25 protein-coding genes are annotated in these 26,913 nt (G+C 50.7%); 7 read left to right on the top strand and 18 right to left on the bottom strand.

Features of this window, described 5'->3' with window-relative positions; all coding sequences use genetic code 11:
- Positions 1 to 231: 231 nt before the first annotated feature.
- The 3 genes from mapR to AC1RJL_RS10565 all read right to left on the bottom strand — a co-directional run bounded on the left by mapR (position 232) and on the right by AC1RJL_RS10565 (position 3,695).
- Positions 232 to 1,641, bottom strand: a complete 1,410-nt coding sequence (gene mapR / locus AC1RJL_RS10575) for a GntR family transcriptional regulator MpaR (RefSeq protein WP_492913712.1) — start codon at positions 1,639 to 1,641, stop codon at positions 232 to 234.
- Positions 1,642 to 1,718: 77 nt separating this feature from the next.
- Entirely contained in the window at positions 1,719 to 3,128 is a 1,410-nt protein-coding gene (ccoG, locus tag AC1RJL_RS10570; RefSeq protein WP_492913710.1) for a cytochrome c oxidase accessory protein CcoG, read from the bottom strand.
- Positions 3,129 to 3,254: 126 nt separating this feature from the next.
- Entirely contained in the window at positions 3,255 to 3,695 is a 441-nt protein-coding gene (locus tag AC1RJL_RS10565) for a PACE efflux transporter (protein ID WP_492913706.1), read from the bottom strand.
- Between the two features lie 113 nt (positions 3,696 to 3,808).
- On the opposite strand from AC1RJL_RS10565, the gene AC1RJL_RS10560 reads away from it, so the two are divergent.
- The gene (locus tag AC1RJL_RS10560; protein ID WP_492913704.1) at positions 3,809 to 4,735 is read left to right on the top strand and encodes a LysR family transcriptional regulator; all 927 of its coding nucleotides are present in this window, start codon (positions 3,809 to 3,811) and stop codon (positions 4,733 to 4,735) included.
- Between the two features lie 215 nt (positions 4,736 to 4,950).
- Here AC1RJL_RS10560 and AC1RJL_RS10555 read toward each other — a convergent pair whose 3' ends face one another.
- The 7 genes from AC1RJL_RS10555 to AC1RJL_RS10525 form a co-directional block, all read right to left on the bottom strand.
- Complete coding sequence (locus AC1RJL_RS10555; protein ID WP_492913702.1) at positions 4,951 to 5,631, bottom strand: hypothetical protein; 681 nt, start codon at positions 5,629 to 5,631, stop codon at positions 4,951 to 4,953.
- 164 nt (positions 5,632 to 5,795) lie between these two features.
- A complete protein-coding gene (locus AC1RJL_RS10550) occupies positions 5,796 to 6,224 on the bottom strand; it encodes a YqaA family protein (RefSeq protein WP_492913700.1) in 429 nt (142 codons plus the stop codon).
- A 62-nt stretch (positions 6,225 to 6,286) separates the two neighbouring features.
- The gene (gene aroE / locus AC1RJL_RS10545) at positions 6,287 to 7,117 is read right to left on the bottom strand and encodes a shikimate dehydrogenase (RefSeq protein ID WP_492913698.1); all 831 of its coding nucleotides are present in this window, start codon (positions 7,115 to 7,117) and stop codon (positions 6,287 to 6,289) included.
- A gap of 45 nt (positions 7,118 to 7,162) precedes the next feature.
- Entirely contained in the window at positions 7,163 to 8,083 is a 921-nt protein-coding gene (gene hemF, locus AC1RJL_RS10540) for an oxygen-dependent coproporphyrinogen oxidase (RefSeq protein ID WP_492913695.1), read from the bottom strand.
- A 123-nt stretch (positions 8,084 to 8,206) separates the two neighbouring features.
- Positions 8,207 to 8,776, bottom strand: coding sequence for an L-threonylcarbamoyladenylate synthase type 1 TsaC (gene tsaC / locus AC1RJL_RS10535; RefSeq protein WP_492913693.1), 570 nt, complete (start codon positions 8,774 to 8,776; stop codon positions 8,207 to 8,209).
- Positions 8,777 to 8,871: 95 nt separating this feature from the next.
- A complete protein-coding gene (gene dprA, locus AC1RJL_RS10530; RefSeq protein ID WP_492913691.1) occupies positions 8,872 to 10,026 on the bottom strand; it encodes a DNA-processing protein DprA in 1,155 nt (384 codons plus the stop codon).
- 53 nt (positions 10,027 to 10,079) lie between these two features.
- Complete coding sequence (locus tag AC1RJL_RS10525; RefSeq protein ID WP_492913689.1) at positions 10,080 to 11,132, bottom strand: LysM peptidoglycan-binding domain-containing protein; 1,053 nt, start codon at positions 11,130 to 11,132, stop codon at positions 10,080 to 10,082.
- Between the two features lie 155 nt (positions 11,133 to 11,287).
- Between AC1RJL_RS10525 and def the strand changes: the two genes are divergently transcribed.
- The 5 genes from def (at position 11,288) to lpdA (ending at position 17,393) form a co-directional block, all read left to right on the top strand.
- Positions 11,288 to 11,797: a peptide deformylase gene (def, locus tag AC1RJL_RS10520; protein ID WP_492913687.1), complete on the top strand. Its 510-nt coding sequence runs from the start codon at positions 11,288 to 11,290 to the stop codon at positions 11,795 to 11,797.
- A gap of 80 nt (positions 11,798 to 11,877) precedes the next feature.
- Entirely contained in the window at positions 11,878 to 12,849 is a 972-nt protein-coding gene (gene fmt / locus AC1RJL_RS10515; RefSeq protein WP_492913685.1) for a methionyl-tRNA formyltransferase, read from the top strand.
- The gene (rsmB, locus tag AC1RJL_RS10510) at positions 12,843 to 14,141 is read left to right on the top strand and encodes a 16S rRNA (cytosine(967)-C(5))-methyltransferase RsmB (RefSeq protein WP_492913683.1); all 1,299 of its coding nucleotides are present in this window, start codon (positions 12,843 to 12,845) and stop codon (positions 14,139 to 14,141) included. Before fmt ends, rsmB begins: the two co-directional genes overlap by 7 nt.
- Before the next feature lie 108 nt (positions 14,142 to 14,249).
- Complete coding sequence (gene trkA / locus AC1RJL_RS10505; RefSeq protein ID WP_492913681.1) at positions 14,250 to 15,635, top strand: Trk system potassium transporter TrkA; 1,386 nt, start codon at positions 14,250 to 14,252, stop codon at positions 15,633 to 15,635.
- 336 nt (positions 15,636 to 15,971) lie between these two features.
- The gene (gene lpdA, locus AC1RJL_RS10500; protein WP_492913679.1) at positions 15,972 to 17,393 is read left to right on the top strand and encodes a dihydrolipoyl dehydrogenase; all 1,422 of its coding nucleotides are present in this window, start codon (positions 15,972 to 15,974) and stop codon (positions 17,391 to 17,393) included.
- Positions 17,394 to 17,466: 73 nt separating this feature from the next.
- Here lpdA and AC1RJL_RS10495 read toward each other — a convergent pair whose 3' ends face one another.
- The 4 genes from AC1RJL_RS10495 to gmk all read right to left on the bottom strand — a co-directional run bounded on the left by AC1RJL_RS10495 (position 17,467) and on the right by gmk (position 21,096).
- On the bottom strand, positions 17,467 to 17,850 hold the full coding sequence (locus AC1RJL_RS10495) for a RidA family protein (RefSeq protein WP_492913677.1): 384 nt from the start codon (positions 17,848 to 17,850) through the stop codon (positions 17,467 to 17,469).
- A 62-nt stretch (positions 17,851 to 17,912) separates the two neighbouring features.
- Positions 17,913 to 20,027, bottom strand: a complete 2,115-nt coding sequence (locus tag AC1RJL_RS10490; RefSeq protein ID WP_492913675.1) for a RelA/SpoT family protein — start codon at positions 20,025 to 20,027, stop codon at positions 17,913 to 17,915.
- Positions 20,028 to 20,103: 76 nt separating this feature from the next.
- Positions 20,104 to 20,355 carry a DNA-directed RNA polymerase subunit omega gene (rpoZ, locus tag AC1RJL_RS10485; protein ID WP_062060126.1) on the bottom strand — a complete coding sequence of 84 codons (252 nt, stop codon included), beginning with the start codon at positions 20,353 to 20,355 and terminating at the stop codon, positions 20,104 to 20,106.
- A gap of 123 nt (positions 20,356 to 20,478) precedes the next feature.
- Positions 20,479 to 21,096: a guanylate kinase gene (gmk, locus tag AC1RJL_RS10480; protein ID WP_492913672.1), complete on the bottom strand. Its 618-nt coding sequence runs from the start codon at positions 21,094 to 21,096 to the stop codon at positions 20,479 to 20,481.
- 224 nt (positions 21,097 to 21,320) lie between these two features.
- Between gmk and AC1RJL_RS10475 the strand changes: the two genes are divergently transcribed.
- Complete coding sequence (locus AC1RJL_RS10475; RefSeq protein WP_492913670.1) at positions 21,321 to 21,536, top strand: hypothetical protein; 216 nt, start codon at positions 21,321 to 21,323, stop codon at positions 21,534 to 21,536.
- On the opposite strand, the gene AC1RJL_RS10470 is transcribed toward AC1RJL_RS10475, so the two are convergent.
- From AC1RJL_RS10470 to AC1RJL_RS10455, 4 genes are all read right to left on the bottom strand, one after another.
- Positions 21,533 to 22,327: a thioesterase II family protein gene (locus AC1RJL_RS10470; protein WP_492913668.1), complete on the bottom strand. Its 795-nt coding sequence runs from the start codon at positions 22,325 to 22,327 to the stop codon at positions 21,533 to 21,535. The two genes, AC1RJL_RS10475 and AC1RJL_RS10470, sit on opposite strands and share 4 nt — an antisense overlap.
- 81 nt (positions 22,328 to 22,408) lie before the next feature.
- Positions 22,409 to 23,593: a hypothetical protein gene (locus AC1RJL_RS10465; protein WP_492913665.1), complete on the bottom strand. Its 1,185-nt coding sequence runs from the start codon at positions 23,591 to 23,593 to the stop codon at positions 22,409 to 22,411.
- Positions 23,594 to 23,721: 128 nt separating this feature from the next.
- A complete protein-coding gene (locus AC1RJL_RS10460; protein WP_492913663.1) occupies positions 23,722 to 24,525 on the bottom strand; it encodes an outer membrane lipoprotein-sorting protein in 804 nt (267 codons plus the stop codon).
- 25 nt (positions 24,526 to 24,550) lie between these two features.
- On the bottom strand, positions 24,551 to 26,911 hold the full coding sequence (locus tag AC1RJL_RS10455; RefSeq protein WP_492913661.1) for an efflux RND transporter permease subunit: 2,361 nt from the start codon (positions 26,909 to 26,911) through the stop codon (positions 24,551 to 24,553).
- Positions 26,912 to 26,913: the final 2 nt, after the last annotated feature.

Raw genomic sequence — 26,913 nt, 5'->3', positions numbered from 1 at the left:
ACTTGCCTTATTTTCTTTGTTTGCAATCTGGTTGCTTTCATCTCCAACGTCAGAAAAGTAAAAACTTCTGTGACTTTTGTTATATTTAGGGTCGATGAAAAAATACAGCTTGGATATAGCGCACTGCATCAGCAGTGCGTTAATCCAAGCGCTCCTCAATGATTTTTTTCGACGCCGGGTTTTGCACAATCTTTGAATTATTTGCGCGCCTGAATAGCACGCTCACCAGTATTAAAAACCGGCGATCAATTTCCCCAGTGTCGCCATAGCCGCATCCATTTCCGCATTCCAATTGCAGCCATAATTTAACCGGATGCAATGCTGATAGCGGCGTGTGGCAGAAAAAATCGGGCCGGGTGCGATGCTGATGCCTTGCGCAAGCGCCATGGAAAATAATTGCAAACTATCCACTTGCGGCGGCAATTCCACCCACAAAAAGTAGCCGCCATCAGGACGGGTTACGCGGGTATTTTTAGGAAAATATTTTGCAATCGTATGCAGCATTAATTGTTGTTGATGCTCCAGTGTATTGCGCAACTTGCGCAAATGCCGGTCGTATCCACCATGCTGTAAATAATCGGCGATGGCAACTTGCGCGGGCACCGAGGGCGAAATGGTCGTCATTAATTTCAGGCGATGGATTTGCTCGGTGTAACGCCCGGCAGAAACCCAGCCCACTCTGTAACCGGGCGCCAGGTTTTTGGAAAAAGATCCACAATGCATGACCAGTCCACCACGGTCAAAAAATTTCACCGGTTTGGGTGGAGTAGCACCAAAATACAACTCCGCATAAACATCGTCTTCAATTAATGGCACCTGATGTTGTTGCAGTAATTCGTAAAGCGATTGCTTTTTCTCATCGCTCATGGAAGCGCCGAGCGGATTATGGAAACTGCTCATAAACCAGCAGGCTTTGATTGGCAAACGCTGCAAGCTATCGGCTAAGGTAGGCAAGTGAATCCCATCGCGCGGGTGCACTGGAATTTCAACCGCTTTTAATTGCAAGCGCTCAAGGATTTGCAGTGCGGCATAAAAAGTGGGTGATTCAATTGCCACCAGATCACCCGGTTTGGTGACTACTTGCAAACATAAATTCAAGGCTTCCAATGCACCGTTGGTGATGACTAATTCGTCGGGCGAATTCATTACGCCGTTCACCATATAACGCCGTGCGATCTGGCGGCGCAAGTTCGGATTACCGTAGGTCATATCGGCGAGAATAGCGCGCGCGGGTAATTGCTGGATACTTTTGCCCATGGAACGGGCAAGACGCGCGAGCGGAAATAAATCCGGGCTGGGAAACGCGGAGCCCAGCGGGATAATGTCCGGATCTCTAATTGATCCCAACACCGAAAACACCAATTCACTGACATCCACATCGGTGCTGTCGGCAATCGCCGCACTCATTTCCGGTTCGGCCAGTGCATGTTTTGCTTGCGCGCGCACAAAATAGCCGGAGCGTGCGCGCGCTTGAATCAAGCCGCGGCTTTCCAATAAATAATAGGCTTGGAAAACCGTTGCCTGACTCACACCGTAGGTGCGGCTTGCAGTGCGTACCGAAGGGACTTTTTCATTGGCGGCTAACACACCGGTGCGAATTAATTGCGCAATTTCATCGGCAAACTTTTCATAGAGTTTCATAAGCGGTCATAGAATTTCATTGCATATTTACCGATGTATTACTGCGTTCAATTTATCCTCGCCACCAAATCCTGCATTTAAAACGCTGGATAAATAAAATTCGCATCCACACGTGTCGATGAAGTCGGTTGTACATGATCAACCAACACAAAATCAAAGTGGGTCATGCCGGAAGTTTCGCTACCCTGTTTCATTGTGACACTGATAGGCATATCAAAAATTTCACCTGGTTTTAATGCAATTTCATAGGTACGTGCCAATGATAAACGCGCGTCTTTATCGATACTCAATTCGTAACGCGCAGGCATTTGTGTTTTGTTGGTAATTTTCAACCGGTACACATTCATTACCTCGCCGTCACTGGTTTTGCGATACAACACAGTGCGGTCTTTTACCACGCTCATATCTACCAGCTCGCGTGCATCCAGTGCGAACCATAATGCGCCAATCATAATCACCAGCGCCGTGCTATAAGCCCAAAGGCGAGGGCGTGCAATGCGTACCGGTTCACCGGCAAGTGCGGCTTCTGAAGTATAACTGACGAGGCTTTTGGCATAGCCCATTTTATCCATCACATCGTCGCAAGCGTCGATACAGGCAGCGCAACCAATACAATCCATTTGCAAACCATCGCGGATATCAATCCCGGTCGGACAGACTTGCACGCACATATAACAATCGATGCAATCACCCAAGCCGAGTGCTTTGGGATCTTCGTGTTTTTTGCGCGCACCGCGTGCATCGCCGCGTGCGCTATCGTAGGCGATCACTAATGTATCGCGATCAAACATCACGCTTTGGAAGCGCGCGTAAGGGCACATATGCAAGCAGACTTTTTCACGCACCCAACCGGCGTTGATATAAGTGAGGCCGGCGACAATAAATACCCAGGCAGCGCTGGTGGTAAACCATTCCAGTTGCAGCAAATTGGCAGTTAATTCACGCACCGGAATAAAGTAGCCGACAAAGGCGATACCGGTGGCAAGGCTCATCGCCAACCACAAGCCGTGTTTGCCGGTACGTTTAGCAAGTTTGGATAAATTATTCGGCGCGGCATTTAATTTGATGCGCTGGTTGCGATCGCCCTCGGTGATATTTTCGACCCACATAAACGCCCAGGTCCACACACTTTGCGGGCAGGTGTAACCGCACCAGACGCGGCCGGCAACCATGGTGACGGCGAACAATAAAAACACGCCGATCAGCATGAACAGCGAGAGCAATAAGAAATCCTGGGGCCAGAAGGTAGTGCCGAATACATGGAATTGGCGGGTGTCCAGATCCCACAACACCGCTTGATGGCCATTCCAGTTAATCCAGGAGGTACCGAAAAACAGCAGCGCCAATACTCCGGCAGCACCGCGGCGCCAATTGCGGAAACGTCCGCTGAAGCTGCGGGTAAAAATCTTGCCGTCAATTTTGGTCGCCGCTTTGGGTGAGAGCAGGTTTTTGGCGGGAATTAACGGAGGGCTACTGGTGTTGCTCATGATAGTGTCTCATCCACAGTGATACTGTTCACTATGGATGCTCATCTGTACTAAAAACAGACTCAGATAATTGATAAAAAACCATAGCAGATGATGTGGGGTAAAACAGCCCAATCGGGTGGATTATCAATGGCAGCGAGCAGGATCAGGTATTACCGCTGCCGGTAAGCCGAATACGGCATCGAATATCCAGTTAAAGGTGAAGGTATAAAACAGGAAGAAGGCCAGCAAGCCCAAGTCCAAAACCAACGCCGCCATAAAGCTGATATCCAGCCAAAGCGCAATAACCGGTACCAAAAATATGACCAATCCACCTTCGAAACCAAGCGCGTGCAGGATACGCACGCCGATACTGCGCCCTTTGCACTGACGATATTTCTCCCAGCGCTCAAATCCGTAGTTGAATGCCAGGTTCCACAGAATTGCGATTGCCGATGCGGCCACAGCAATACCGAGCGAGTCCCCGGTATCGGCGCTACTAATCAGCTTTAACAACAGTGCTGACAGCACTATCGCGATAAATTCGTACAGCACGACATAGACCAAGCGGCGTTTTAACCCTTGCATACTGACCTCCTCAACATCGATTGAGGTCAGTTTCTATGTTTTGTATTGATAGAAAAAGTTAGCTAGTATCAGTTTTATTGATAGATTGAAAACAGATCAAAGGTGGTAGCTGCATGAGCGCAGTATTTAATTCCGAGAACATCGGTATATTCCTGGCGGTGCTGGATAGCGGCTCCTTTTCTGCTGCCGCCCGCCAGCTAGGGCGCGTGCCCTCAGCAATCAGCATGGCGATCGCTAATCTGGAAGCCGAATTGGGGCTGGAATTATTTGATCGCAACGGCCGCGAACCCAAACCCACTGCCGTCGCGCGCGCATTGGAACCGCAAGCCCGTTTATTGATGAATCAGCTACAGCAACTCAATACCCAGGCGCTGGAGCTGAGTCAGGGACTGGAGACGCGGTTGACGCTGGTGATTGCGCCGGAGCTGCAAACCACGCCCTGGGTTGAGCCGTTGCGCACGCTGGCACAAGAGCATCCGCTGCTGGATATCCAGGTCATTACCGCTCCGCAAACTGACGCCTTGCAACTACTGCATAACGGCAGCGCGCAGCTTGCCCTCGTATTTGAACGCCCCGCCGCCGATGGCCGGGAAAACTTTCAGGAAGTCGGGCAGGAAACGCTGGTAGCGGTGATCGCCCGCACCCATCCGCTGATGCAGCAAGTCTCCGCCGAAGGTAATCTCAACGACAGCCAATTGCGCCCGGTACGACAGATAGTAGTCAGCAGCCGCAACAGCGAAACCCCGCGCCGTGAGAGCAGCCTCAATAGCTTTTGTACTATCTCCGAACACTCCTGGCGAGTGGATAACCCGGAAGTCGCCCTGCAATTGGTAATCGCCGAACTCGGCTGGGCCTGGTTGCCCCGTACCCTGGCGCAACCCTGGATCAACGGCCGAATGGTGCTGGAATTGCCGCTGGAAAATCTCACCAACGGCGAGGAATTATGGATCGATTTGGTATGGTCACGCGAACGCCCATTGGGGTTAGGCGCGCAGCGATTTGTTGCGTTGATGGCGGAGCAGTATCGGAAAACCCGTTAACGTGGTGGATAACAATGATATTGACATCGCAAACAATACGCAGAAATGAGTGTTGAGAAATAACAAACCCGCTATTGCAATGCAGTAGCGGGATGTTCATTCACTGGCAGTATGCCTTTAAATAAGGACTTTGTATTCCACCACCATGTAGCACCCAGGTTTACCTTTGCATCTGATATCTCAATCAGGTGATTGAAATAATCAATAAAAAATTATCAGTTAAATTCAAAACCTTTCTCATTGCGCGAGACATAAAAAATTGCTTCGCCTTGTTCGGCTTTGTTATCGACAATAATTTGTGTGGATTTATTACTACCGATGGCTTTACTAATTGCCATTACAGTTTCATTCGCGTGATCCTGATCCATCACACTAACGGTGATTTGACACTGGGTAGATTTGCACGCTGTAGATTTAAGTGCGATACCAGCCAAGGATGGATCTTGGATAAAAAGCGTTTGGAAATATCCCTCCTCTGCAGCAGCCCAATTATAATCAGTTTCCTCCGCTTCAAATCGTCCGCTCATTTCCGCCCCCAAATCAAACCAGGATTTTTCTTTCTGATTTTTAATAAGCCAATTCGTAAATTTTTCAGAACGCTGCTCAAATTCGTATCCGGCCTTAATGGTATCAATTTGCTGCTGTACAGACTGGTCTAAAACCGACTGCTCGGGATTTAGCGAAGGTTCTGCTTTAACAGGTGCGACCACATCGGAATGAATATTTTTTTCAGCTATCGTTTGCGAGCTTTTCGCAATAGCGGAGACTTTTACACTTTCCGGCTCAAAAATTACTGAAGAAGATGAGGGAGCATCTGAAATCAGGTTATTTTTCCCCACCCAATAACCCACACTGGCGGATACAATGATTGATAATGCAAATATTATTTTATTCATCCCGAAAGCACCTTTCTCAAGTTATACATAAAGCATATCAGAATGAAAATAATTTTCAGTTAATTTAGGAGCAACTGTTAGTTATCGTTAAAATATACACTCATATAAATCATTTTAATAAGCTTCATGCGGGTTTTTATGCGCGATTATGGCGGGCATTCTTTTTAAGTATTTAAAACGCCGAGGGCAATTTGGATAACAATGATGTAGCGCAAACTTTTCCCGATAAAAACCAGTAGCAAAAATTTCCAGAAAGACATTCGCATTACACCCGCGACAAATGTTAGCGGATCACCAATGACTGGTACCCAGGCAAACAGCAGCGAAAATACGCCATAGCGCTGGAATTGTTGCTGCGCGCGTGCAAGCTGTTCAGGTTTAACCGGAAACCATTTTTTATCTTGCCAATGCAAGCACTGCTTTCCTAAATACCAATTGATACAGGAACCCAACGTATTTCCACTGATGGCAACCAGCCACAGTAACACTGGTGAATATTGTTGGTAGAGCAATGCAGCGAGCAGCGCTTCGGATGAAAGCGGAAAAAGCGTGGCGGCGATAAGCGCGGTAAAAAACAGCGAGAGATACACCATAGCGCCACGAGATAAAATGTTTAGGCTGGTTTGCTCCCAAACAATACGGGAGCGATAAAAAATTATTTTTTCTCAGCGATTTGGCGACGCATTGCGGTAATCACCGGTACAACTTCCGGACGGATTTGTCGCCACAAATAAAATGCTTCTGCAGCTTGGCCAATCAACATTCCCAAACCATCTGCCGTTTGCGCTGCACCACGCTCTTTTGCCCAACGCAAAAATATTGTTGGCTCTGAACCATACATCATGTCGTAGCAACAGGAATTTGCAGCGAGTAAATTATCCGGCAGCGGTGGCAATTCACCCTGCATACTCGCCGAGGTGCCGTTGATAACAATATCAAATATTTCGCCATCCAATTGCTCAAAGGCTTTTGCTTGTACATCGCCCAGGTCGTGAAAGTTTTTTGCCAGTTCTTCTGCTTTGCTTTTGGTGCGATTGGCAATTACCACTTGAGCCGGTTTTTCTTCCAATAATGGCTGCAAAATACCGCGCACTGCACCGCCTGCGCCAAGGACCAATACGCGCTTGCCTTCGAGTTCCCACCCGAGGTTATGCATATCGTGAATCATGCCGATGCCATCGGTATTGTCGCCAAGAATAGTGCCATCGGCTAAATACGCGAGAGTATTCACAGCACCGGCGCGCTCGGCACGTGCGGTACGCTTTTGCGCAAACTCAAACGCATTTAATTTAAAGGGGACAGTAATATTTAAACCTTTGCCGCCTTGCGCAAAAAAAACCTGTACTGCCTGTTTGAACTCACCTTCATTGACCAACTGCTTGGTGTAGTGCATATCCTGACCAGTTTGTTCGGCAAACTGGCGATGAATATGGGGCGACTTGCTGTGGTTAATCGGGTTGCCGAACACGGCATATAAATCGGTCATGGATCATCCAGATAAAATTAAAACAGTTTAAAGGCTAGCGGAAATTTATTTCAGCCAGTCGCGATGCGGTAAAAAATTTTCGTAGAGTTCCGCTTCTGCACTGCCTGCTTCGGGGTGCCAGTCGTATTCCCAACGCACCAGTGGCGGGAGCGACATTAGAATCGATTCCGTGCGGCCGCCGGTCTGCAAACCAAAGAGCGTGCCGCGATCGTAAACCAAGTTGAATTCTACGTAGCGGCCACGACGATAGAGTTGGAAATCGCGCTCACGTTCCGTAAAGGACGTACCTTTACGTGCATTTACGATTGGCTGGTAAGCGGGAATATAGCTATCGCCCACGGCTTGCATTAGCGCAAAGCTGTGGTCAAAACTTTCTGCGTTGTAGTCATCAAAAAACAATCCGCCCACACCACGCGCTTCATTGCGATGTTTCAAATAAAAATAATCGTCGCACCATTTTTTAAAACGCGGGTAGAGATGCTCGCCCAGTGGGTCACAGGCATTTTTCGCGGTCTGGTGCCAATGGATCACATCAGCTTCATTGCCGTAATAGGGGGTTAAGTCATAACCGCCGCCAAACCACCAGACTGGCGCTGCCCCCTCTTTCTCGGCGATAAAAAATCGCACGTTGGCGTGACTGGTGGGCACGTAGGGGTTGTGCGGATGGATAACCAGCGAAACACCCATCGCCTCAAACGCGCGCCCGGCAAGTTCAGGGCGATGTGCCGTCGCGGAGGCGGGCATTTGCGTACCCTGCACCTGGGAAAAATTGACACCGCCTTTTTCGATCACCGCGCCATTCGCCAATACTCGCGAGCGGCCACCGCCACCTTCGGCGCGCGTCCAGGAATCCTCAATAAATTGCGCGCCGCCATCTTCGGCAGCAAGCGCGTTGCAGATGCGATCCTGTAAATCGAGCAAATAGGCTTTTACGGCGGCCTTATCCGGCCCATGGGTGTGTGTCATGTGATTACCTTGGCTATGCGTTAAGTGCGTGAATAGCGGCTGATGAGAGCAATGGCTATTTTACGCGGCGCCCTTTGAAAGGGGAAAACAAGTTGGTGGATTCTGCCGCTAACTTGATGCCAATCAACCGGGACGCACTATCTCGCCGGTGAGTAAATTGCGGATTTCCGATGGACTGGTTCGCTGACCCACCTGACCTGAGGTGATTGCATCCAGTTCATCGCCAAAATAGCGTCTCACATGGTGGATCGAAGTAGCCGGCGGCATGCCCTGAGGATTACAGGAAGTTGACACCACAGGGCCGCCAAAGGCGCGCGAAAGTCCCGCAGCAACCGGGTGATCGGTCACTCGCAGGGCAACGCTGCTGAAATCTCCGCTGATCCAGTGGGGGATTAAATCATTGGCGGGCACTAACCAGGTTATCGGTCCAGGCCAGGTATTCTTTAAACGCTGACGTTGCAGATCATCCAGATGGTCGATAAAAGGTGCGAACATCTTGATGTTGGCCGCGATCAGGATTAGCCCTTTCGCAACCGGACGCTGTTTCAGTGCCAGCAATTCCAGCACCGCGCCTTCGTCAAACGGATTGCACCCCAATCCCCAGACTGCCTCGGTGGGATAAGCAATGACGCCGCCAAGCTTGAGCTGGTGAGCGGCAAATTGAATACGGGGGTTGAGCGACCAATCGAGCATGGGTGATACCTATTATCCAGTTGCCGCCAATCTACCCGAGCTATCATCCAAGCTCAACCATTCATCGGCCAGGGACACGACTGATTCGCATCCTCTCAGATGCGTTGGTAGCATGCGCCTATCTGCTGCACCAGACCTTTGATTTCCAAGCCAATTAGCTGTGCCGATACATTACCGATAGCCAGGCCGGTGCGCTCCGCCAATAGATCCATGGGCAGCGGATCATAACCAAGCGCTTGTAGCAGCTGTTGTTCACGCTCATCCAATTGCGGTTCGGCGACACTTTTTTCGGTGGGCGTGGCGAATAGTTCTTCTTGCAGTGCTGCAGCTCGCAACTCCTGCCGCTTGTAGCTGAACAGCCCGGCCAATTGATCGACAATATCCTGGGCTGTTTCCACCAGGGTTGCGCCCTGCCGGATTAATTGGTGGCAGCCGCGAGCGAGCGGGTTATGGATCGAACCGGGAATCGCAAACACTTCGCGGTCATGTTGTAGTGCGTAAGATGCAGTAATCAAAGAACCGCTTTGCACCGCCGCCTCAACCACTAAAGTGCCGCCGCTCAAGCCGCTGATAATACGGTTGCGCTGGGGAAAATTGCAGGCGTGGGAGGCAGTACCCAATGGAAATTCGCTAACCAGGGCGCCGCCGCTATCGATAATCTCTTGCGCCAATTGACGATGGCGGGATGGATACACCAAATTGATACCGGTGCCCATCACAGCGATAGTTTTGCCTTTTGCGCGTAATGCGCCGCGATGCGCCGCTGCATCTATCCCCAACGCCAGCCCGCTGGTAATCGCAAAACCGCGTTCGGCCAGATAATGCGCAAACCGTTCGGCATTTTCGATTCCGCCGCCACTGGGGTTGCGGCTGCCCACAATAGCCAATTGCGGCAGACTGAGACAAGTTGGATCGCCGCGTACATACATCAGCGGCGGTGGGCGGGGGATTTCGCGCAGCAGGCGTGGATAGAGCGGATCATCGTATACGAGACAATGCAGGTTGTGCTGGGATTCTATATATGCGAGATCAGCGGCCAACTTGCGACCAATTTCACTCGACGCTGGATTGTTTCGAAATTGGCCCAGCATATCGGCCGCAGCAGGCTTCAATAAGGAGCGCAGGGACTGCATCGGCAGATCGAGAAGTTGGAGCGGATGGTCAAGTAATTCTTGCAGTCGCCAATAACCGGCGACGCCAGTATCGGGGAGACGCAAAATAAGCAGGGTAGCAGCAAGCGGGGAGAGCATAGACATCATCCTTGAAACAGGCTGCCCGCAGTTGGGCAGCCAACAAAACCAATCTACGGATTACGAGCCTTATCGTTAATAGCCAATGCGCGATCAGCTTCCAACACCAATCCAAAACTCATTTTCTCAAAAGTGCGGAAAACCATCAGCAGGCCTGCACGCTCATCAGGTAAGGCAACTTTGCCACCTTTGATGCGATCAGTAACTATTTCGCCGGCCTTGTAAATCGCCAGTACATTGCCAATTTGCAGACCTTCGCGGTCGCCGCGATTGATCATCACCACATTGAATTTCCCAATCTGCGTGACACCACCCTCTACTGCAATAATTTGTGCATCGATGTCAGTATCAGGAGCACTGGGGAAGAATATGGAGTCGACTAAACGGTCTTCACTGGGAAGCAAGTTATCGCCAGGACGAACTTCTTCATAAGTACGCACCACATTCAATGTAGCAACATCATTGCCCTTGCTTACAACAGAAACAGTACCTATACCTTGCGCATATACGCCCAAAAACTCTTTAGTTACCGGATCCTTAAATGATTGGCCTTTACGATAAATGCCATAGTTAGAGTACTGCGAACCAAGGTTTCCGCGCGCATAGGCACGATCACCGGCCCCCACAATTACATGTTGCTGCTGTCCAGCCAGTATGTACGGGCTTTTTTCGAGTTCCCCAGGTTCAACTATACGGCTGCGCGACAGAAACGCATCGATTTTATCGAGCGGAATAGCGCTGATTGCATCATCTGTGTGTTGCACGCGGATGCTTGGGCTCAGTTTGGTGGTACCGCTAATACCACCCGCACCGGGAACCATTTTCAGGGTGCGCTCAACAGTGAGGCGAGGTCGGCCATCCAGATAGATCAACTTGATCAGGTCGCCGGGGAAAATCAGGTGAGGGTTTTCGATTTGGGGGTTAACATGCCAAATCTCTGGCCACAGCCAGGGGCTGTTCAAAAAGGTGCCGGAAATATCCCAAAGGGTATCGCCCTTTTTAACGGTATATTCGTCGGGGTGACCTGTTTTAAGCAGTGCATCATCAGCCCATGAAAAGAAGCTGATGAGGGAAGCCGCCGCAACGGCCAATAATATTTTTTTCATAGAAACCGATCCTGTTTTATTCGGTCCTGAGGCAGATAGACGTATAATAGTTAATTAAAAGCCCATGCTGTTTCCGGTTGCACTGCATAAATCCTGTGCGATCATCATGTTAGCAGCGGTTATTACCTTTTTACTAGAAGTTTGTCACAAACACTATGGCCTTGTTACCTATCCTTGAATTTCCAGACCCACGGCTGCGTACTGTCGCCAAACCCGTCACAGAAGTGGATGACAATATTCGCCGGTTGGTCGTCGATATGTTCGAAACCATGTACGACGCTCCCGGCATCGGCCTCGCTGCATCGCAAGTGAATGTCCACAAGCGCGTAGTAGTTATAGACGTCAGTGAAGATAAATCCCAGCCGCTGGTGTTTATTAATCCGGAAATTGAGGTATTGGATGCCGAAGTTAGTGAATACGATGAGGGATGCCTGTCAGTTCCCGGCTTTTACGAGACAGTAGTACGCCCGCAGCATATCCGCGTAAAGGCACTGGATCGCGATGGCAGCCCGTTTGAAATTGAACCGCAAGGGCTGCTTGCCGTGTGCATCCAACATGAGCTGGATCACTTGAATGGCAAGTTGTTTGTGGACCATATTTCGCCGTTCAAACGCACGCGCATCCGCGCCAAGCTGGAAAAGAAACATAAAGCCGAAGCGCGTTAAGGCTTGAGGCGATAACAAGGCGCTGCTTAGCGCCTTTTTTATTGGGCCAATGCCCAGCATCACTTTCACAAGGTTTTTGCATGACCCAGGGTTTACGCATCATTTTCGCTGGCACCCCCGAGTTTGCCGCCGAGCATTTAGCAGCATTGTTGGGTAGCCGCCATCACGTTATTGCGGTCTATTCACAACCCGATCGCCCTGCCGGCCGCGGCAAAAAGCTCAGTGCCAGCCCGGTAAAAGAAGTGGCGCTTGCGTACGGTATTCCACTTTACCAGCCACTCAATTTCAAAAGTCCCGAGGCCGTAGCCGAGCTGGCATCACTCAATGCTGATGTGATGGTAGTCGTTGCTTACGGCCTGATCCTGCCAAAAGTCGTACTCGATACGCCGCGCCTCGGCTGCATTAATGTCCACGCGTCTATCTTGCCGCGCTGGCGCGGTGCGGCGCCGATCCAGCGCGCGATTGAAGCGGGCGATAGTGAAACCGGTGTAACCATCATGCAGATGGATGTGGGGCTGGATACCGGCGACATGCTGATTAAAGCATTTTGTCCGATATTAGCCGATGATACCGGCGGAAGCCTGCACGATAAGCTCATCACCATAGGTACTCCCGCATTGCTCGAAGCGCTCGAGCAAATCGCAGCCGGCAAGCTGAACCCTGAAAAACAGGACGACAGCCAAGCCAATTACGCCCCCAAACTCAGCAAAGAAGAAGCCGCATTAGACTGGCAATTACCGGCATTTGAACTGGAGCGCAAAGTCCGCGCTTTTAATCCCTTCCCGGTGGCACACACCAAACCTGCAGGTACGGACGATGACCAACGCATCCGCGTCTGGGCAGCAAAAACCAGTAACAAAACCGCGAACGCCGCACCCGGCAGCATTACCCAAATAGGAGTGGACGGATTATGGATTGCGTGCGCTCAGGGGCAGCTTATCCTTGAACAACTGCAATTGCCCGGCAAAAAAGCCATGGGCGCAGGCGAGATCCTGCGCGGCCACCCGGACTTATTTAAAGTGGGCGATCAACTGGAACAACCAGCATGTTAACCGTACGCGCGGCGGCGGCGCAGGTGATAGCGCAGATTCTCGCGATGAAAGGCTCACTATCCAGCCTTTTACCAGCTATTTCCGCAAAGATAGCTGAGAATGACCGCGCACTATTGCAAGAACTGTGCTTTGGCACTTGCCGTTTCTATCCCCGATTACAGGCCTATACCGAATGCCTGCTGGACAAACCACTGCGCGCCAAAGATGGCGATGTGCAAGCGCTGTTGCTGCTGGGCCTCTATCAGCTGCTGTACACGCGTATTCCCGATCATGCTGCGATCGGTGAAACGGTAGAAGTCACACGCTATATCAATAAACCCTGGGCCACTAAACTGGTCAATGGCGTATTGCGCAGCTTTCAGCGTGATAACATCAAAATTAACGACTTTCTTAGCACGAACCGCGCTTTTCAAAGCAATCATCCGGCGTGGATGGAGGCGATGATCAGCAAATGCTGGCCGGAGCAGTTTGAGCAGTTGATCGCCGCCAACAATCAGCATCCGCCTTTCAGCATCCGCCTGAATACGCGCAAGATCAGCCGCGAAAACTATATCGCCCTGTTAAATGATGCGGGTATAAATGCCAGACCAACCCAATATAGCCCCTACGGCATCACACTTGAACATGCGACCGACCCGCGCAAACTGCCACATTTTGCTGAAGGCTGGCTAAGCGTGCAGGATGAAGCGGCGCAATTGAGTAGTGATTTGCTGCAGTTGTCGCCCAATCTGCGCGTATTGGACGCCTGTAGCGCACCCGGCGGTAAAACCGGACATTTATTGGAGCTGGAGCCGAGTCTGGCGGTGACGGCACTGGATGCCGACGAGCGCCGCCTGAATCGCGTACGCGAAAACCTTGGGCGCCTCAACGTGAAGGCAGACATCATCTGTGGCGATGGCACCAAACCTGCCGATTGGTGGGATGATGAGCAATTCGACCGCATCCTGCTCGATGCCCCCTGCTCGGCGACTGGCATTATCCGCCGTCACCCGGACATCAAAGTGCTGCGCACACCAGAGGAGCTCGACCGGCTGGGCGAACTGCAACAGCAACTGTTAAAAAGCCTTTGGCCATTGCTCAAGCCGGGCGGCATTTTGCTCTACGCCACCTGCTCGATCATGCCCAAGGAAAACACCCGGATTATTGAGGCCTTTCTGGCACGCCAGCAAGACGCAAGCTGCGATCAACTTGATGTTGAATGGGGCTTGGCGCAGCCCCGGGGTAGGCAATTGTTACCACAATTGGATGGTTACGACGGTTTTTATTACGCGCGCTTGCGCAAAGCCGGGTAGTAGTATCGCCTAAAGGCAAGCTGCGGCAATAAAAACCAGGTTTAACAGCGAAAAACATACAACAACGATAGAAAAGCAGACAGCGCGACACCCAATAATAGGCGAACTATGAAAATCATTATCCTCGGCGCAGGACAAGTCGGCGGTAGCCTTGCGGAACATCTGGCGAGCGAAGCCAATGACATCACGGTAGTGGATACCGATGAAACACGCCTGCGCGAGCTGCGCGACCGGCTCGACATCAGTGTCATCACCGGCGAAGCTTCGCATCCCGATATACTTGCCCAAGCCGGTGCCGAAGACGCTGATATGCTGGTGGCAGTGACCAGCAACGACGAGATCAATATGGTTGCCTGCGTAGTGGCCGACAACCTGTTCCACACTCCCACCAAAATTGCGCGGGTACGCGCCACCTCCTATCTGACCCATCACCCACTGTTTGAATCCGGGGCGATTCCGGTCGATGTATTGATCAGCCCGGAGCAATTGGTGTCCGAATATATCTTCCGCCTGATCGAACAACCCGGCGCTTTGCAGGTGCTGGATTTTGCCGATGGCAAGGTGCAGCTGGTCGCGGTCAAGGCTTATCACGGCGGCCCGTTGGTCGGACAGGAATTGCGTTTTTTGCGCGAGCATATGCCCTCGGTCGATACGCGAGTCGCGGCTATTTACCGCCGCAATCGCGCCATTATGCCGACCGGAATGACGGTGATCGAAGCCGATGACGAAGTATTCTTTATCGCCGCCAAGGCTGATATCCGCGCAGTGATGAGCGAGTTGCGCCGGCTGGAAGTCGCTTACAAACGCATCACCATTGCCGGCGGCGGCAATATCGGCCTGCGCCTCGCAAAGATGCTCGAGGGTCGCTACAACGTGCGTGTGATTGAGTACAACAAGCCGCGCTGTATCCGCTTGTCTGACCAACTGGAGCGGGCGATAGTGATCCAGGGCAGTGCTTCCGATAAGGATTTGCTGCTGGAAGAAAGCATCGAAGATACCGATGTGTTCCTCGCACTTACCAATGACGACGAAGCCAATATCATGTCGTCCATGCTCGCCAAGCGGCTGGGCGCGCGCAAAGTGATGACGCTGATCAATAATCCCGCTTATGTGGATGTAGTGCAGGGCGGCGATATCGACATCGCGATTTCCCCGCAAACCACCACCATCGGCAGCCTGCTCACCCATGTGCGGCGCGGCGATATCGTCAACGTGCACTCATTGCGGCGCGGCGCGGCCGAGGCGATTGAAATTATCGCCCACGGTGATGCCAAGTCGTCCAAAGTAGTGGGCAAAGCGCTGGAAGATATAGATTTACCCGAGGGAGCCAATATCGGCGCAATTGTGCGGCAGGGGCCGGATGGCGATGAAGTGGTGATTGCCCATGACGATGTTGTGGTGCAATCGGGCGACCATGTGATTGTGTTTTTGCTGCAGAAAAAACATATCCGCGACGTGGAAAAACTCTTCCAGGTTGGCTTCAGCTTTTTCTAAAACGCGCGCGATTGCGGATCAACATTGGCAGCGGGTTTGAGGGGAGTGACAGACGGTGATAAAACAGGCGGGGGGTCGAACGAGTATGGGAGTGAGATCCATCGCTTTAGTCTGTTGCACCACGCCGCGCAAGATCACCCCCGACCTCGAATTTATCCCTGGCCTCGCCAAAAACCTGCCATTTGCCGACCGATCCCGGGTATGCCAATCGCCTTCCGGGCGGAGGAAAAAGCCCGGTAGTGAAAAGCGCACAAAAACAATCGACTACTGCTTTATCGCGAATGAATCCCTTATGATGCGGCTTCGCCTTTTCCCAAGACCGCACAGGAGCATCGCATGGCAAATATCAAAACCCAACTCGTCGTCCTCGGCAGTGGCCCCGGCGGCTATTCCGCTGCTTTCCGCGCTGCCGATCTCGGCCTTGATGTTACGCTGGTTGAGCGCTACTCCAGCCTCGGCGGCGTCTGCCTGAATGTGGGTTGTATCCCCTCCAAAGCACTGCTGCATGTTGCGGAAGTGATCAATGAAACCAAACACGCCGGCAATCTCGGCCTGAGCATCGGCGCGGTCAGCCATGATCTGGACAGGGTACGCGCCTACAAAGATTCGGTCGTCAGCAAACTGGTTTCCGGTGTTGGTGCCATGGCTAAAGGCCGCAAAGTGAAAGTAGTGGAAGGCCACGGCAGCTTTACCAGCGATCGCCAGTTACAAGTGGTCAATGGTGGCGAAACTACCTTGATCGACTTCGATCACGCGATTATTGCGGCGGGTTCACGCAGTGTAAAACTGCCGTTTATCCCCGAAGACCCGCGTATTTTTGATTCGACCGGCGCGCTGGAATTGCGCTCGGTGCCGGCGCGTTTGCTGGTTATTGGCGGCGGGATTATCGGTCTGGAAATGGCAACAGTCTATGAAGCATTAGGCAGCAAGGTGACCGTCGTGGAATTCGCCGACCAACTGGTACCCGCCGCAGATAAAGACCTGGTTACGATTTACAACAAGTACAACAAAGACCGTTTTGAAGTGTTGCTGTCCACCAAAGTCGAGGCAGTTACCGCTAAAACCGATGCGATCCAGGTTGCGTTTAGTGGCGCGCAAGCACCGGCAACGCCAAGTGATTTTGATGCCGTATTGGTCGCCGTGGGTCGCACCCCCAATGGCAAATTGATCGGCGCCGAAAAAGCCGGTGTGAATGTGGACGAGCGCGGCTTTATCCCGGTCAACCAATACCTGCAAACCAATGTGTCACACATCTACGCCATTGGCGATATCGTCGGCCAACCTATGCTCGCCCACAAAGCGACCCATGAAGGCCACGCCGCCGCCGAAGGTGTCGCGGGGCATCCACATGCGTTTGCGCCACTGGCAATCCCGTCTATCGCCTATACCAGTCCGGAAATCGCCTGGGTGGGCCTGACCGAAAAAGAAGCCAAGCAACAAGGCCTGGACTATAAAACCGCCGCCTTTCCCTGGAGCGCCAGCGGCCGCGCCATCGCCTCTGACCGCAGTGAAGGCAAAACCAAGCTCATCTATGATGCCAAGACTGATCGCTTACTCGGCGCCGGTTTGGTCGGTGTCCACGCCGGTGAATTGCTCGGTGAACTGACACTGGCACTGGAATTTGGCGCCAGCGTGGAAGACATCGCCCTCACCATCCACGCCCACCCGACCCTACACGAATCCGTCGGACTGGCAGCGGAATTGGGCGCAGGCACCATTACCGACTTGCCCAACCCCAAGGCAACACTGAAAAAGTAATTCGTTTGCCCTGAAAACGAAAAGGCCGATTAGCGATACTAATCGGCCTTTTTATTTGCGCATGCAGAATGAATTAAATAACCATCACACCATCCGCTTCAATCAGCGATGCACGCGGCAACTGGCTAATACCAATCGCGGCGCGGGCCGGATAAGGCTGTTGGAAATATTGTCCCATCACCTCATTTACAATCGGGAAATTTGCCAGATCGGTCAAATAGATATTTAGCTTAACGATATCTTTCAAACCACCATCAGCAGCTTCGCAAACCGCTTGCAGGTTTTTAAATACCTGATGCGCTTGCACAGCAAAATCGCCATCCACCAATTGCATGGTTTTCGGGTCCAGTGGAATTTGGCCGGACAGGTAAACCGTATTGTTCACTTTAACGGCTTGCGAATAAGTGCCTATGGCGGCGGGGGCATTGTCGCTGTGGATGGTGGCTTTATTGGTCATGGGAAAACCTTTACTGAGTAGTTATCAAAAAAAAGGAAGAGCGAGAGTATAAAAGATTATCGCTAGTTTTTACTGCGATTTACCCGGATCACAAAACTCAGGTTGCGAATGCGGCGCATGATGTTGGCGAGGTGGATACGGTTGTGCACGCCGATACACAAATGGATCACGCTATTGTGCGCATCTCGTTCGTGTACATTGATGTGTTCAATGCTCGCGCCCTGCTCGGTAATACGCGTGGCGAGGGTGGCGATAATGCCGCGGTCACTCTCTACTTCCACGCGCACATCCACCAAAAACTCGCCGCTGACCGTTGCGGCCCAATTCACCTGGCTGATTTTATCGGGATAGTTGCGGATTTCCGCGATATTGCGGCAAGTGTCCTGATGGATCACCAGACCTTTGCCGGAACTGACGTGGCCGATAATCGGATCGCCGGGGATCGGGCGGCAGCAGCGCGCAAAACTGATCATCATGCCTTCGGCGGAATCGATGGTGATCGCCGAATTGAGCGAACCGGAGCGCGCTTTCAATTCGGCATCCGGTTGCAATAACTTCACCAGCGAATAAACCACTTTGTTGCCGAGGCCAATCTCCTCGTAAAGCTTCTCCATCGACTCTACTTGCGCAACATGCAGTAACTTGTGTTGCTGCTCTTCGGCCATGTGTTCGAGGTCGATATGGATTTCCGCCAGCGCGCGGCTAAGCATGCGCTTGCCGAGCGTCACTGACTGGTGATGGCGCTGATGCTTGAGATAATGGCGAATCGCCGAACGCGCCTTGGCCGATACGGCAAAATTGAGCCAGTTAGGATTGGGCTGGGCGCCCTGTGCGGTGATGATCGCCACTTTCTGCCCGCTCAATAACGGCTGTGACAGCGGCGCCATACGCTCGTTGATGCGGCAGGCGACGCAGGTATTACCCACATCGGTATGCACCGCGTAGGCGAAATCGACCGGAGTCGCGCCGGTGGGCAATTCGACAATCTTGCCCTTGGGCGTAAATACATAAACTTCGTCGGGAAAGAGATCGATTTTGACGTTTTCGATAAATTCGAGCGAATTACCCGCGTTTTTCTGCATCTCCAACAGGCCTTGCACCCATTGGCGTGCGCGGCTGTGGCTGGCGTTGATCGGCTCATCACTGCTGGATTTGTAGAGGAAATGGGCCGCGATACCGCTGTTGGCCATTTCGTCCATCTCTTTGGTGCGGATTTGCACTTCAATCGGCACGCCGTGCATACCCACCAATACGGTATGCAGTGACTGGTAGCCGTTGGCCTTGGGAATAGCGATGTAATCTTTAAATTCGCCCGCGACCGGCTTGTACAGGTTATGAACTACACCGAGCACGCGATAACAGGTGTCCACCGTATCCACCACTATACGGAAGGCGTAAACATCCATAATTTCTTTGAAGAACTTTTTCTTCTGGCGCATCTTTTCGTAGATGCTGAACAAATGCTTCTCGCGGCCGATCACAATCGAGTTGATGCCTTCTTTAAGCAGGCGCTTTTCAAACGAGGTCTGGATCTGCTCGACCAATTCCTTGCGGTTGCCGCGTGCGGTTTTAAGCGCGGCTTGCAGGCGGGTCGCGCGCAACGGATACATGCAGTAGAAACTGCGGTCTTCCAACTCCAGACGCACTTCATTCATCCCCAGGCGGTGGGCGATGGGCGCGTAGATTTCGAGGGTCTCTTTGGCGATGCGGCGCTTTTTGTCCTTCGGCATAGCACCGAGGGTGCGCATGTTGTGCAGGCGATCGGCGAGTTTTACCAGGATAACGCGCAAGTCATTGGCCATCGCCAGCGCCATCTTCTGGAAGTTTTCCGCCTGTTTTTCCGCGTGGGATTCAAACTCGATCTGGGTGAGTTTGCTCACACCATCAACCAAGTCAGCCACCGAATCACCAAACTGGCCGGCGATGGCTTTTTTGCTAATGCCGGTATCTTCAATCACATCGTGCAACATGGCCGCCATCAGGCTTTGATGGTCCATATGCATGCTGGCGAGAATATCGGCAACGGCGAGCGGGTGGGTGATATAGGCTTCGCCGCTACGACGTTTTTGGCCGTCGTGGGCTTGTTCAGCATAGAAGTAAGCGCGCTTCACCAAATTGATTTGGGAAGGCTCCAGATAAGACGAAAGCCGGTGGCTCAATGCCTCTATGGTTTGCACGCCCCTCTCCAGGTAATACGCCAGACAACACACCCGCTATTGAGGACAGCGGGGTACCGGCATATCAAGAATCGACTTAGATATCGTTTTCGTACACGCGCTCAGGCTTGGGTTGTGGCAGTGTATCTTTTTCCAACAGGATGCTTGCATCGATAAAACCTTCCTCGATTTCGCGCAGGGCGATAACGGTAGGTTTGTCGTTTTCCGGCGCAACGTGTGGGTCTTTACCACCGATTGCCAATTGACGCGCGCGCTTGCTGCCAACCATTACCAACTCAAAACGGTTATCAACGTGATCCAAACAATCTTCAACGGTAATACGTGCCATAACTTTATGTGCTCTATCTAATGTGCTCTATAAACATAGGCGCTTGGGTAAACGCAGCTGTGCTGCAGTCCGGCCGGCTATTATGCGTTACTGGCCGCATCTATGCCAACCGCGCGACTAAATTTAAGCCAATAAATCGCTAAGTAGTTGGCTATGACGCTCAACCTGGCGCGCCAGGCGGATATGCTGGCTGGTAATCAGCGCCTGGAGTTGTGCCAGGGCGACAGTAAAGTCATCGTTGACGATCAAATAATCCGCCTCGACATAGTGGGACATCTCGCTGATCGCCTCATTCATGCGCGCTTCGATCACCGCATCATCATCCTGGCCACGACCCGTCAGGCGTTGGCGCAAACAGGCCAGCGACGGCGGGAGGATAAACAGGCTCACCGTGTCCGGCATCAATTTGCGCACCTGTTCGGCGCCCTGCCAATCGATCTCCAGAATCACATCAATACCCTGGTTCAGGGTATCAACCACCCATTGCTGGGAGGTGCCGTACAGATTGCTAAACACCCGCGCATGTTCAAGGAAGGCGCCTTGCTCCAGCATGGACTCGAAGGTCGCGTGATCGACAAAATGGTAATTCACCCCGTCGATTTCACCGGGACGCATAGCGCGCGTGGTGTGAGAGATAGAGACGCAAACTTCCGGATTGGATTTCACCAGCGCACTGACCAGACTGGTTTTGCCGGCACCCGAGGGCGCAGAAACGGTGTAGAGGGTGCCAAGATTAGCCATTGATAAGAACCTTATAGCGACTATGTTATGGGGCAAATTATGGCACAGCTTGCCGCAACTCACAGCCCAAGCTGCACGATTGCACAAGTAAGTAGGGGCGCTGCTTACTGCGCCCAGTCCGGGATAAGAGATGGGCGCAGCAAGCGACGCCCCTACGGGTGCCCCAAACCGCGGATAAATATGTCATAGTAAGCCACTTATACCGGCCTATCCGCGAGCTGCCAATGTTGCGTCAACTCCTCTCCATCACCCAAACCGCTGAGCGCCTGCGTGTACGCCCTGAATACGTGCGCGAACTGGTGGCAAAAAAGCGCTTGAGTTTTACCCACGGCGAGCAATTGGATGCAGCCGATGTTGAGCGACTTGCCACATTGATGGACAAACTGCGTGCCCGCGGTATAGCCACTTTGGTAGAGATAAGCGGGCAACAGGATCATTAATGACGTCTCGCTAACGCGCGAAAGGCCACACGGTTTTCCAATTGCATTAATTCATCAGCCAGCACTTTATTCACCTGTTGCAAAACCGCAAATGATTTGCGATTAATATAAAAATGATCCTCATTAAACCAGTGAATCGCGGTAGTGCCGGTAAATAATTTATTCCAATCGGCCAACTCTGCCGGTGAGACTGTTTCATCCAACACACCGCCCATCAATGTGAGGCGGCTATTCAATACTTCGCGGCTGGGATTGATATAAGTCTCGACCAATTTAAAATCCGCGCGTAACGCCGGTAAAAACAACGCCATCAATTCGGGATTGCTCAGGGCGGGGGTGGGCGTGCCATTTAATTTTGCCAAAGCATCGATAAATGCCGGATCAGGCAAGTCGTGAATGGATGCACGGCGACGTTGATGGAAAGGTGCTGCAGCAGCAGAGATTATGACATTCACTGGCAGCGGCGAGCCTTTTTCCCGCAGTGCAATGCACAATTCATAAGCCACTTTCGCGCCCATACTGTGACCGAATAACACCAAAGGCTTATCGCAGTGAACCTGAATTGCCTGCAATAAATCCTGCACTAATAGCTCCATTTGGTCGTAAGGTTTATCACACAAACTTACACCGCGCCCTGGCAACTGACAAACAACCAATTCGATGTACTCTGGCAAATACTGTAGCCAGGGCATAAACACCGTGCTGCTGCCACCCGCGTGGGCAAAGCACACCAAGCGTAGTTGTGCCGCACTATTTTTTTCAGGAATGTGAAATAACGTATTATTGCTCATGATTTAATTTCCTTTAAATAACAATTTGATCCTTACCAAAAAATCGATGCTAATCACCCAGGATTAACCCGAAAACTAACTTTAAAAAAAGTATTGAATTCCAATGCGAAAATAATCATCGCTACGAAAGCCATACAGCAGATCATTGGTGTGTGGATTACTGAATAGTTGCCCCTCAATATTCAGCGTTACACCGTCGCGCAAGCGGGTGTTCATTTCCAAACGCCAGGCAGTGCTGTGATTATCGCGATCTACATAGGCACCCAACAGTAATGTGGTTTGCGCTACATCGTTGGCGACCAGACGCAAACCCGCAAAAATATCATCAGCAAAAGGAGTGGATGCCTGCTTATCGCGCTCATCGTATAAATACTCGACGATATAACCCAGATCCATCGCTGAATTAAAAATTCCCACTTGCGTATATTCAAAACCAGTTACAGCGGCGGCATAACGATTCTGCGCATCGCTGGAGCGCGAAACCGCTTCCAGTTTTAACAATACGCTTTCGCTCGTCATTTGCACGTCAACACTACTTTGATCGATAAGTTCGTAGTAAGGCGTAAACGACACTGCAGGCAAGCGGGTCACATCCAGCATCAGCAACGGCTCACGGTTAGTGCCGTTAAAATGAGCGATACCAAAATCCCATTCACCCACTGTATGACTGTAGCGAAAGGCAAAATCCTGATGATTTTTTTCGCGTGAAGATTCATAAATTGCCTCCTGGTATCGAATACTATCGCCAGGGCCAAGGCGCGCATCATCGCCGGGATAAATACGCTCGCGGAATACTGGCAGCCAAAATAATTGTACTGTGCCCCACTCATGATGCAACCGCGCTTTTACCATTGGCTGGCCGAGTTTTTCTTCTTCATCAATATTTTCTGCCACATTGGTTTGGTTGATGATATCAACCAGATGGCGCGATTCAGTAACGCCCCAAAATTCAGTAAGCACACCGGCGGTAATATCCGCATGGTCGGCAAAATAACCCACAGCTAATTCTGCAAAATCAAAACGGCGGCGGCGATCATCGCGCTGGTTGTATTGCACTTTACCATCCAACATAAATTTAACGCGACCATTGCTGGATTCACGATCATATTCCAGACGCAAATAAGCATTACTATTGGTGGAATAGTCTATTGCAGCAGATTCGGGAAAATACTGAATATCCGCACCCAGTTCCAGATTTATTTCCGCCACCGCGAATGGTGCAATGGTAGCTGTAGCCAGAATAGCTGCCAGGAGAGTAGGTTTCATAATGGTCACACCATCATCCTTAAAGATTTAATTTTTTATCAATTCCCGTTTTCGTTACCTGCTGCATTTACCTCACCATTGCGACAGATGAGATAATGCAGTAACAGGCAACGAAATCTTCACATTTATCAGTTGATTGAACTCAGTTTCGATTGCGCAATATCATTAGCAGTCAAACCCGTCGAAAACTGATAATCCTTCCACAATAATTCTGTACTGCGCCCCGTTTGGTGATTGGTCATCACCATTTTGGATGGCCGCCAATAGTTGCCCTGGTATAGCTGGTAACCTTCAAAGCTCAGGGTTTTCAGCAGATCGCCTTTACGATCGTAATAATCAATTTTGCGCGGACGAAAAATTTTTGCATCCACCCACTCATGTAATTTGCTGTAGCCGGAATCGGCGTAGGCCGGGGTGTTTTCCACTTTAAAGCAGTCATTGCCATCCAGAGTTTCCTGTTGCAAAAACCTGTAGGTATATTTTTCCGGAACCCAGGTAGAAATATCTTCATAAGCAAATTCACTGCCGACAAAAGGGCCGGATTTACTGCGCGTGGAAATACGTTTTACACGTTTAACTGCCGGCAAATACAACCATTGGTCATCCGGCGTTAAACCGTGGGAGTGAATCAAAATTGCAGTGCCCGCAACATCTTTCGGACTGCTGAATACATTCACCGAATGGTCACCATCGCCTTCCACCTCTAATACTTTAGAACTGAATGTACGACGACTTAATTCTTTATCATTTTGTTTCAATACCATTTCCGCCCGGGTGGTATAGTCTTTAAAGCCGGCATCGCGTTTTTCAGTTTCCCTGGCAATCGCAAGACCTTTGGCGGCCGGCTCAGTAATACCGTTCAGGGAAAAGTCATCGGCAAAACTGATCGAGCTGATGCCGGACGCGAGAATAAATGCAATCAATGTTTTCATGGAATATTCCTTATCAATAACTGAATTAATGAGAAGCAGCATCGCTCGATGCAACCGATATTGGCAAACTGTTTTCCGTCGGAGTTGGTACTACCACTTTACGCTTGGCGCCATCAATTAACAGCAGCAGTGCGGGTAAGAGCAGCAAATCCAGCACTAACGCCAGGCCAATGGCAATCGCCGTTAAAATTCCCATACTGGAATTAATTTCAAAACTGGAGAAGCCGAGAATGCCGAAACCGATTGCCAGTGCCAACGAGGTGGTAACCAAAGCAACGCCACCTTTATGGAACGCGTAGCGCAAAGCATCTTCAGGCGATAATTGATGCTCGCGCCGCGCACGCAGATATTTGGTGAGGAAATGCACAGTATCATCCACCACCACGCCGAGTGTCATTGCAGAAGTCACTGATAAAGCCAAGCCGATTTGACCTACCAATAAACCCCAAACACCGAATGCCATTGCGGCTGGCAATAAATTGGGTAACAAACTCAACAAGCCATATTTGAATGAGCGGAAAATAACAATTAACAAAAGTGAGATAATGGCCGTCGCAAAAAAAGTGCCTACCAACATACTTTCAATATTGCGCAAACCAATATTGGCAAACATAACCGTGAGGCCGGTACCCGGACTGACACTGATGTACTGATTGTGAACTTGCACCCAGGATTGCGTCCGTGCCTCCAATGCCAATACTTCGGCGCTGGATAAATTTTTCAAGGTGGCGGTAACACGGGTTGCATCTTTTTGCGCATTAATACGATCACGCAAATCCAAGCCGTAAGGCAGTGACATTTCATACATCAGCAAATATTGCGCAGCCAAATCACTGCTTGCAGGCAAACGATACTGATCTTTTTGATCGCCGTTCATATTCATGTTCAGGCGTTTGTAAATATCGGTAATGCTATTTACATGAATGACTTCCGGCTGCTGACGCAACCACTGGGTAAAATCATCGAGCGATTGCAGATATTCCGGCTGATTAATACCACTAGCTGTTTGTCCCGCCACCGCATAATCAATGTAATAAATACCGGTAAGGTGTTCGGCAGTAAAATCAGTTGCCTGGCGGAACTTCACATCTTTATCAAAATATTTAACAAACTCATCGTTAAGCACATTATTAAAAATTCCCGCACCAGCGATTACCACAAACACGACCATCGCTGCCAAAATTTGCTTTGGGCGGGCAATTACAATTTCTGCTAATTTATCGACACGGATTTGCAATCCACTTTGCTGCATAATCTGCGCCCTGACTTTAAAAAACATCATAAATGCCGGCAGAAAGGCCACGGTGAACACAAACGCAGCAATTACTCCCAATGCGGTGATATTTCCCAAGTCGCGGAAAGGTGGCGCCTCACTGAAATTCATGGTGAGAAACCCGACACAAGTAGTAATGTTAGTGACAAACAATGGCCAGAAATTCTCGCACAGGCTATTACTCATCGCCTCTTCGCGTGCAACACCGGAGCGCAGTGCAATAATGTAAGCCATCAGTAAATGCACACAGTCGCAAATAGCGACGGTTAAAATAATATTAGGGGCATTGATACTGACCGGGTTCAATAAAATCCCCAACCACCCGGCCATACCCATAGCAGCGACAATTGCAAACGTCAGTACCACCAAGGCCGCAGTGCCGGCAAGCCAGGAGCGCATGATTACTCCCATAATGACCAGTGCGATAACCAGCATCGCCGGCACCAGGGTTTTCATATCCGCTTCCGACGATTCCGCAAACGCGTTATCCATCATCACTACACCACTGAGATGAATGTCAATATCCGGATGCTGTGCCTGGATTTCCGCCGCCAACTCACGTGCATATTTAACAACTTTGGGCGTGCTGCTTAACTCTTCACCTTTGGGAATATTGATGGTGACATTAATGCCGGTAACCTTGCCGTCCGGTGCAATCGCACGATTGACCAACAGTGATTCTTGCAAGGCAACCTTGCGAATATTTTCCAGCTCGGTTTCATTTAATTGCGCGGCGTTGCTTACCAAATCATCCACTACTATGTCATCGCCTTCGGCATAGCTGTATTTGAAATTGGTGATTGAATCCACGCGGCTTGAGAAAGGAATCTGCCAGGACCTGGCCGTCAACTCTTCTACCACAGCCAGATTTTTTGCAGTGAAGACGCCGTCTTTCGGTGCGAGCACAAAGAGCACATTATCTACTTTGGTGTAAGTTTGTTCCATATGATCGAGGGCAGTAATTTGCGGATTATCGTTGGTGAAATAAATCCGCAAATCCGATTTAAACGATAACTTGCCAATACCAATACTCGCAGCTACTAATAACAACAGCGAAATCAGCATGACTTTTACTGGATGCCGGGTAACCCAATCTGCATAATTTTTTAACATGA

The organism is Cellvibrio sp. GW822-FHT04B05 (genome assembly GCF_058800985.1).
The sequence above is the reverse complement of the archived record's forward strand: the minus strand, read 5'-3'. Positions and strand labels throughout refer to the sequence as shown.

Coding starts and splice junctions, on each gene's coding strand:
- mapR (WP_492913712.1), bottom strand. CDS start 1,641: ATGAAACTCTATGAAAAGTTTGCCGATGAAATTGCGCAATTAATTCGC.
- ccoG (WP_492913710.1), bottom strand. CDS start 3,128: ATGAGCAACACCAGTAGCCCTCCGTTAATTCCCGCCAAAAACCTGCTC.
- AC1RJL_RS10565 (WP_492913706.1), bottom strand. CDS start 3,695: ATGCAAGGGTTAAAACGCCGCTTGGTCTATGTCGTGCTGTACGAATTT.
- AC1RJL_RS10560 (WP_492913704.1), top strand. CDS start 3,809: ATGAGCGCAGTATTTAATTCCGAGAACATCGGTATATTCCTGGCGGTG.
- AC1RJL_RS10555 (WP_492913702.1), bottom strand. CDS start 5,631: ATGAATAAAATAATATTTGCATTATCAATCATTGTATCCGCCAGTGTG.
- AC1RJL_RS10550 (WP_492913700.1), bottom strand. CDS start 6,224: ATGGTGTATCTCTCGCTGTTTTTTACCGCGCTTATCGCCGCCACGCTT.
- aroE (WP_492913698.1), bottom strand. CDS start 7,117: ATGACCGATTTATATGCCGTGTTCGGCAACCCGATTAACCACAGCAAG.
- hemF (WP_492913695.1), bottom strand. CDS start 8,083: ATGACACACACCCATGGGCCGGATAAGGCCGCCGTAAAAGCCTATTTG.
- tsaC (WP_492913693.1), bottom strand. CDS start 8,776: ATGCTCGATTGGTCGCTCAACCCCCGTATTCAATTTGCCGCTCACCAG.
- dprA (WP_492913691.1), bottom strand. CDS start 10,026: ATGCTCTCCCCGCTTGCTGCTACCCTGCTTATTTTGCGTCTCCCCGAT.
- AC1RJL_RS10525 (WP_492913689.1), bottom strand. CDS start 11,132: ATGAAAAAAATATTATTGGCCGTTGCGGCGGCTTCCCTCATCAGCTTC.
- def (WP_492913687.1), top strand. CDS start 11,288: ATGGCCTTGTTACCTATCCTTGAATTTCCAGACCCACGGCTGCGTACT.
- fmt (WP_492913685.1), top strand. CDS start 11,878: ATGACCCAGGGTTTACGCATCATTTTCGCTGGCACCCCCGAGTTTGCC.
- rsmB (WP_492913683.1), top strand. CDS start 12,843: ATGTTAACCGTACGCGCGGCGGCGGCGCAGGTGATAGCGCAGATTCTC.
- trkA (WP_492913681.1), top strand. CDS start 14,250: ATGAAAATCATTATCCTCGGCGCAGGACAAGTCGGCGGTAGCCTTGCG.
- lpdA (WP_492913679.1), top strand. CDS start 15,972: ATGGCAAATATCAAAACCCAACTCGTCGTCCTCGGCAGTGGCCCCGGC.
- AC1RJL_RS10495 (WP_492913677.1), bottom strand. CDS start 17,850: ATGACCAATAAAGCCACCATCCACAGCGACAATGCCCCCGCCGCCATA.
- rpoZ (WP_062060126.1), bottom strand. CDS start 20,355: ATGGCACGTATTACCGTTGAAGATTGTTTGGATCACGTTGATAACCGT.
- gmk (WP_492913672.1), bottom strand. CDS start 21,096: ATGGCTAATCTTGGCACCCTCTACACCGTTTCTGCGCCCTCGGGTGCC.
- AC1RJL_RS10475 (WP_492913670.1), top strand. CDS start 21,321: ATGTTGCGTCAACTCCTCTCCATCACCCAAACCGCTGAGCGCCTGCGT.
- AC1RJL_RS10470 (WP_492913668.1), bottom strand. CDS start 22,327: ATGAGCAATAATACGTTATTTCACATTCCTGAAAAAAATAGTGCGGCA.
- AC1RJL_RS10465 (WP_492913665.1), bottom strand. CDS start 23,593: ATGAAACCTACTCTCCTGGCAGCTATTCTGGCTACAGCTACCATTGCA.
- AC1RJL_RS10460 (WP_492913663.1), bottom strand. CDS start 24,525: ATGAAAACATTGATTGCATTTATTCTCGCGTCCGGCATCAGCTCGATC.
- AC1RJL_RS10455 (WP_492913661.1), bottom strand. CDS start 26,911: ATGTTAAAAAATTATGCAGATTGGGTTACCCGGCATCCAGTAAAAGTC.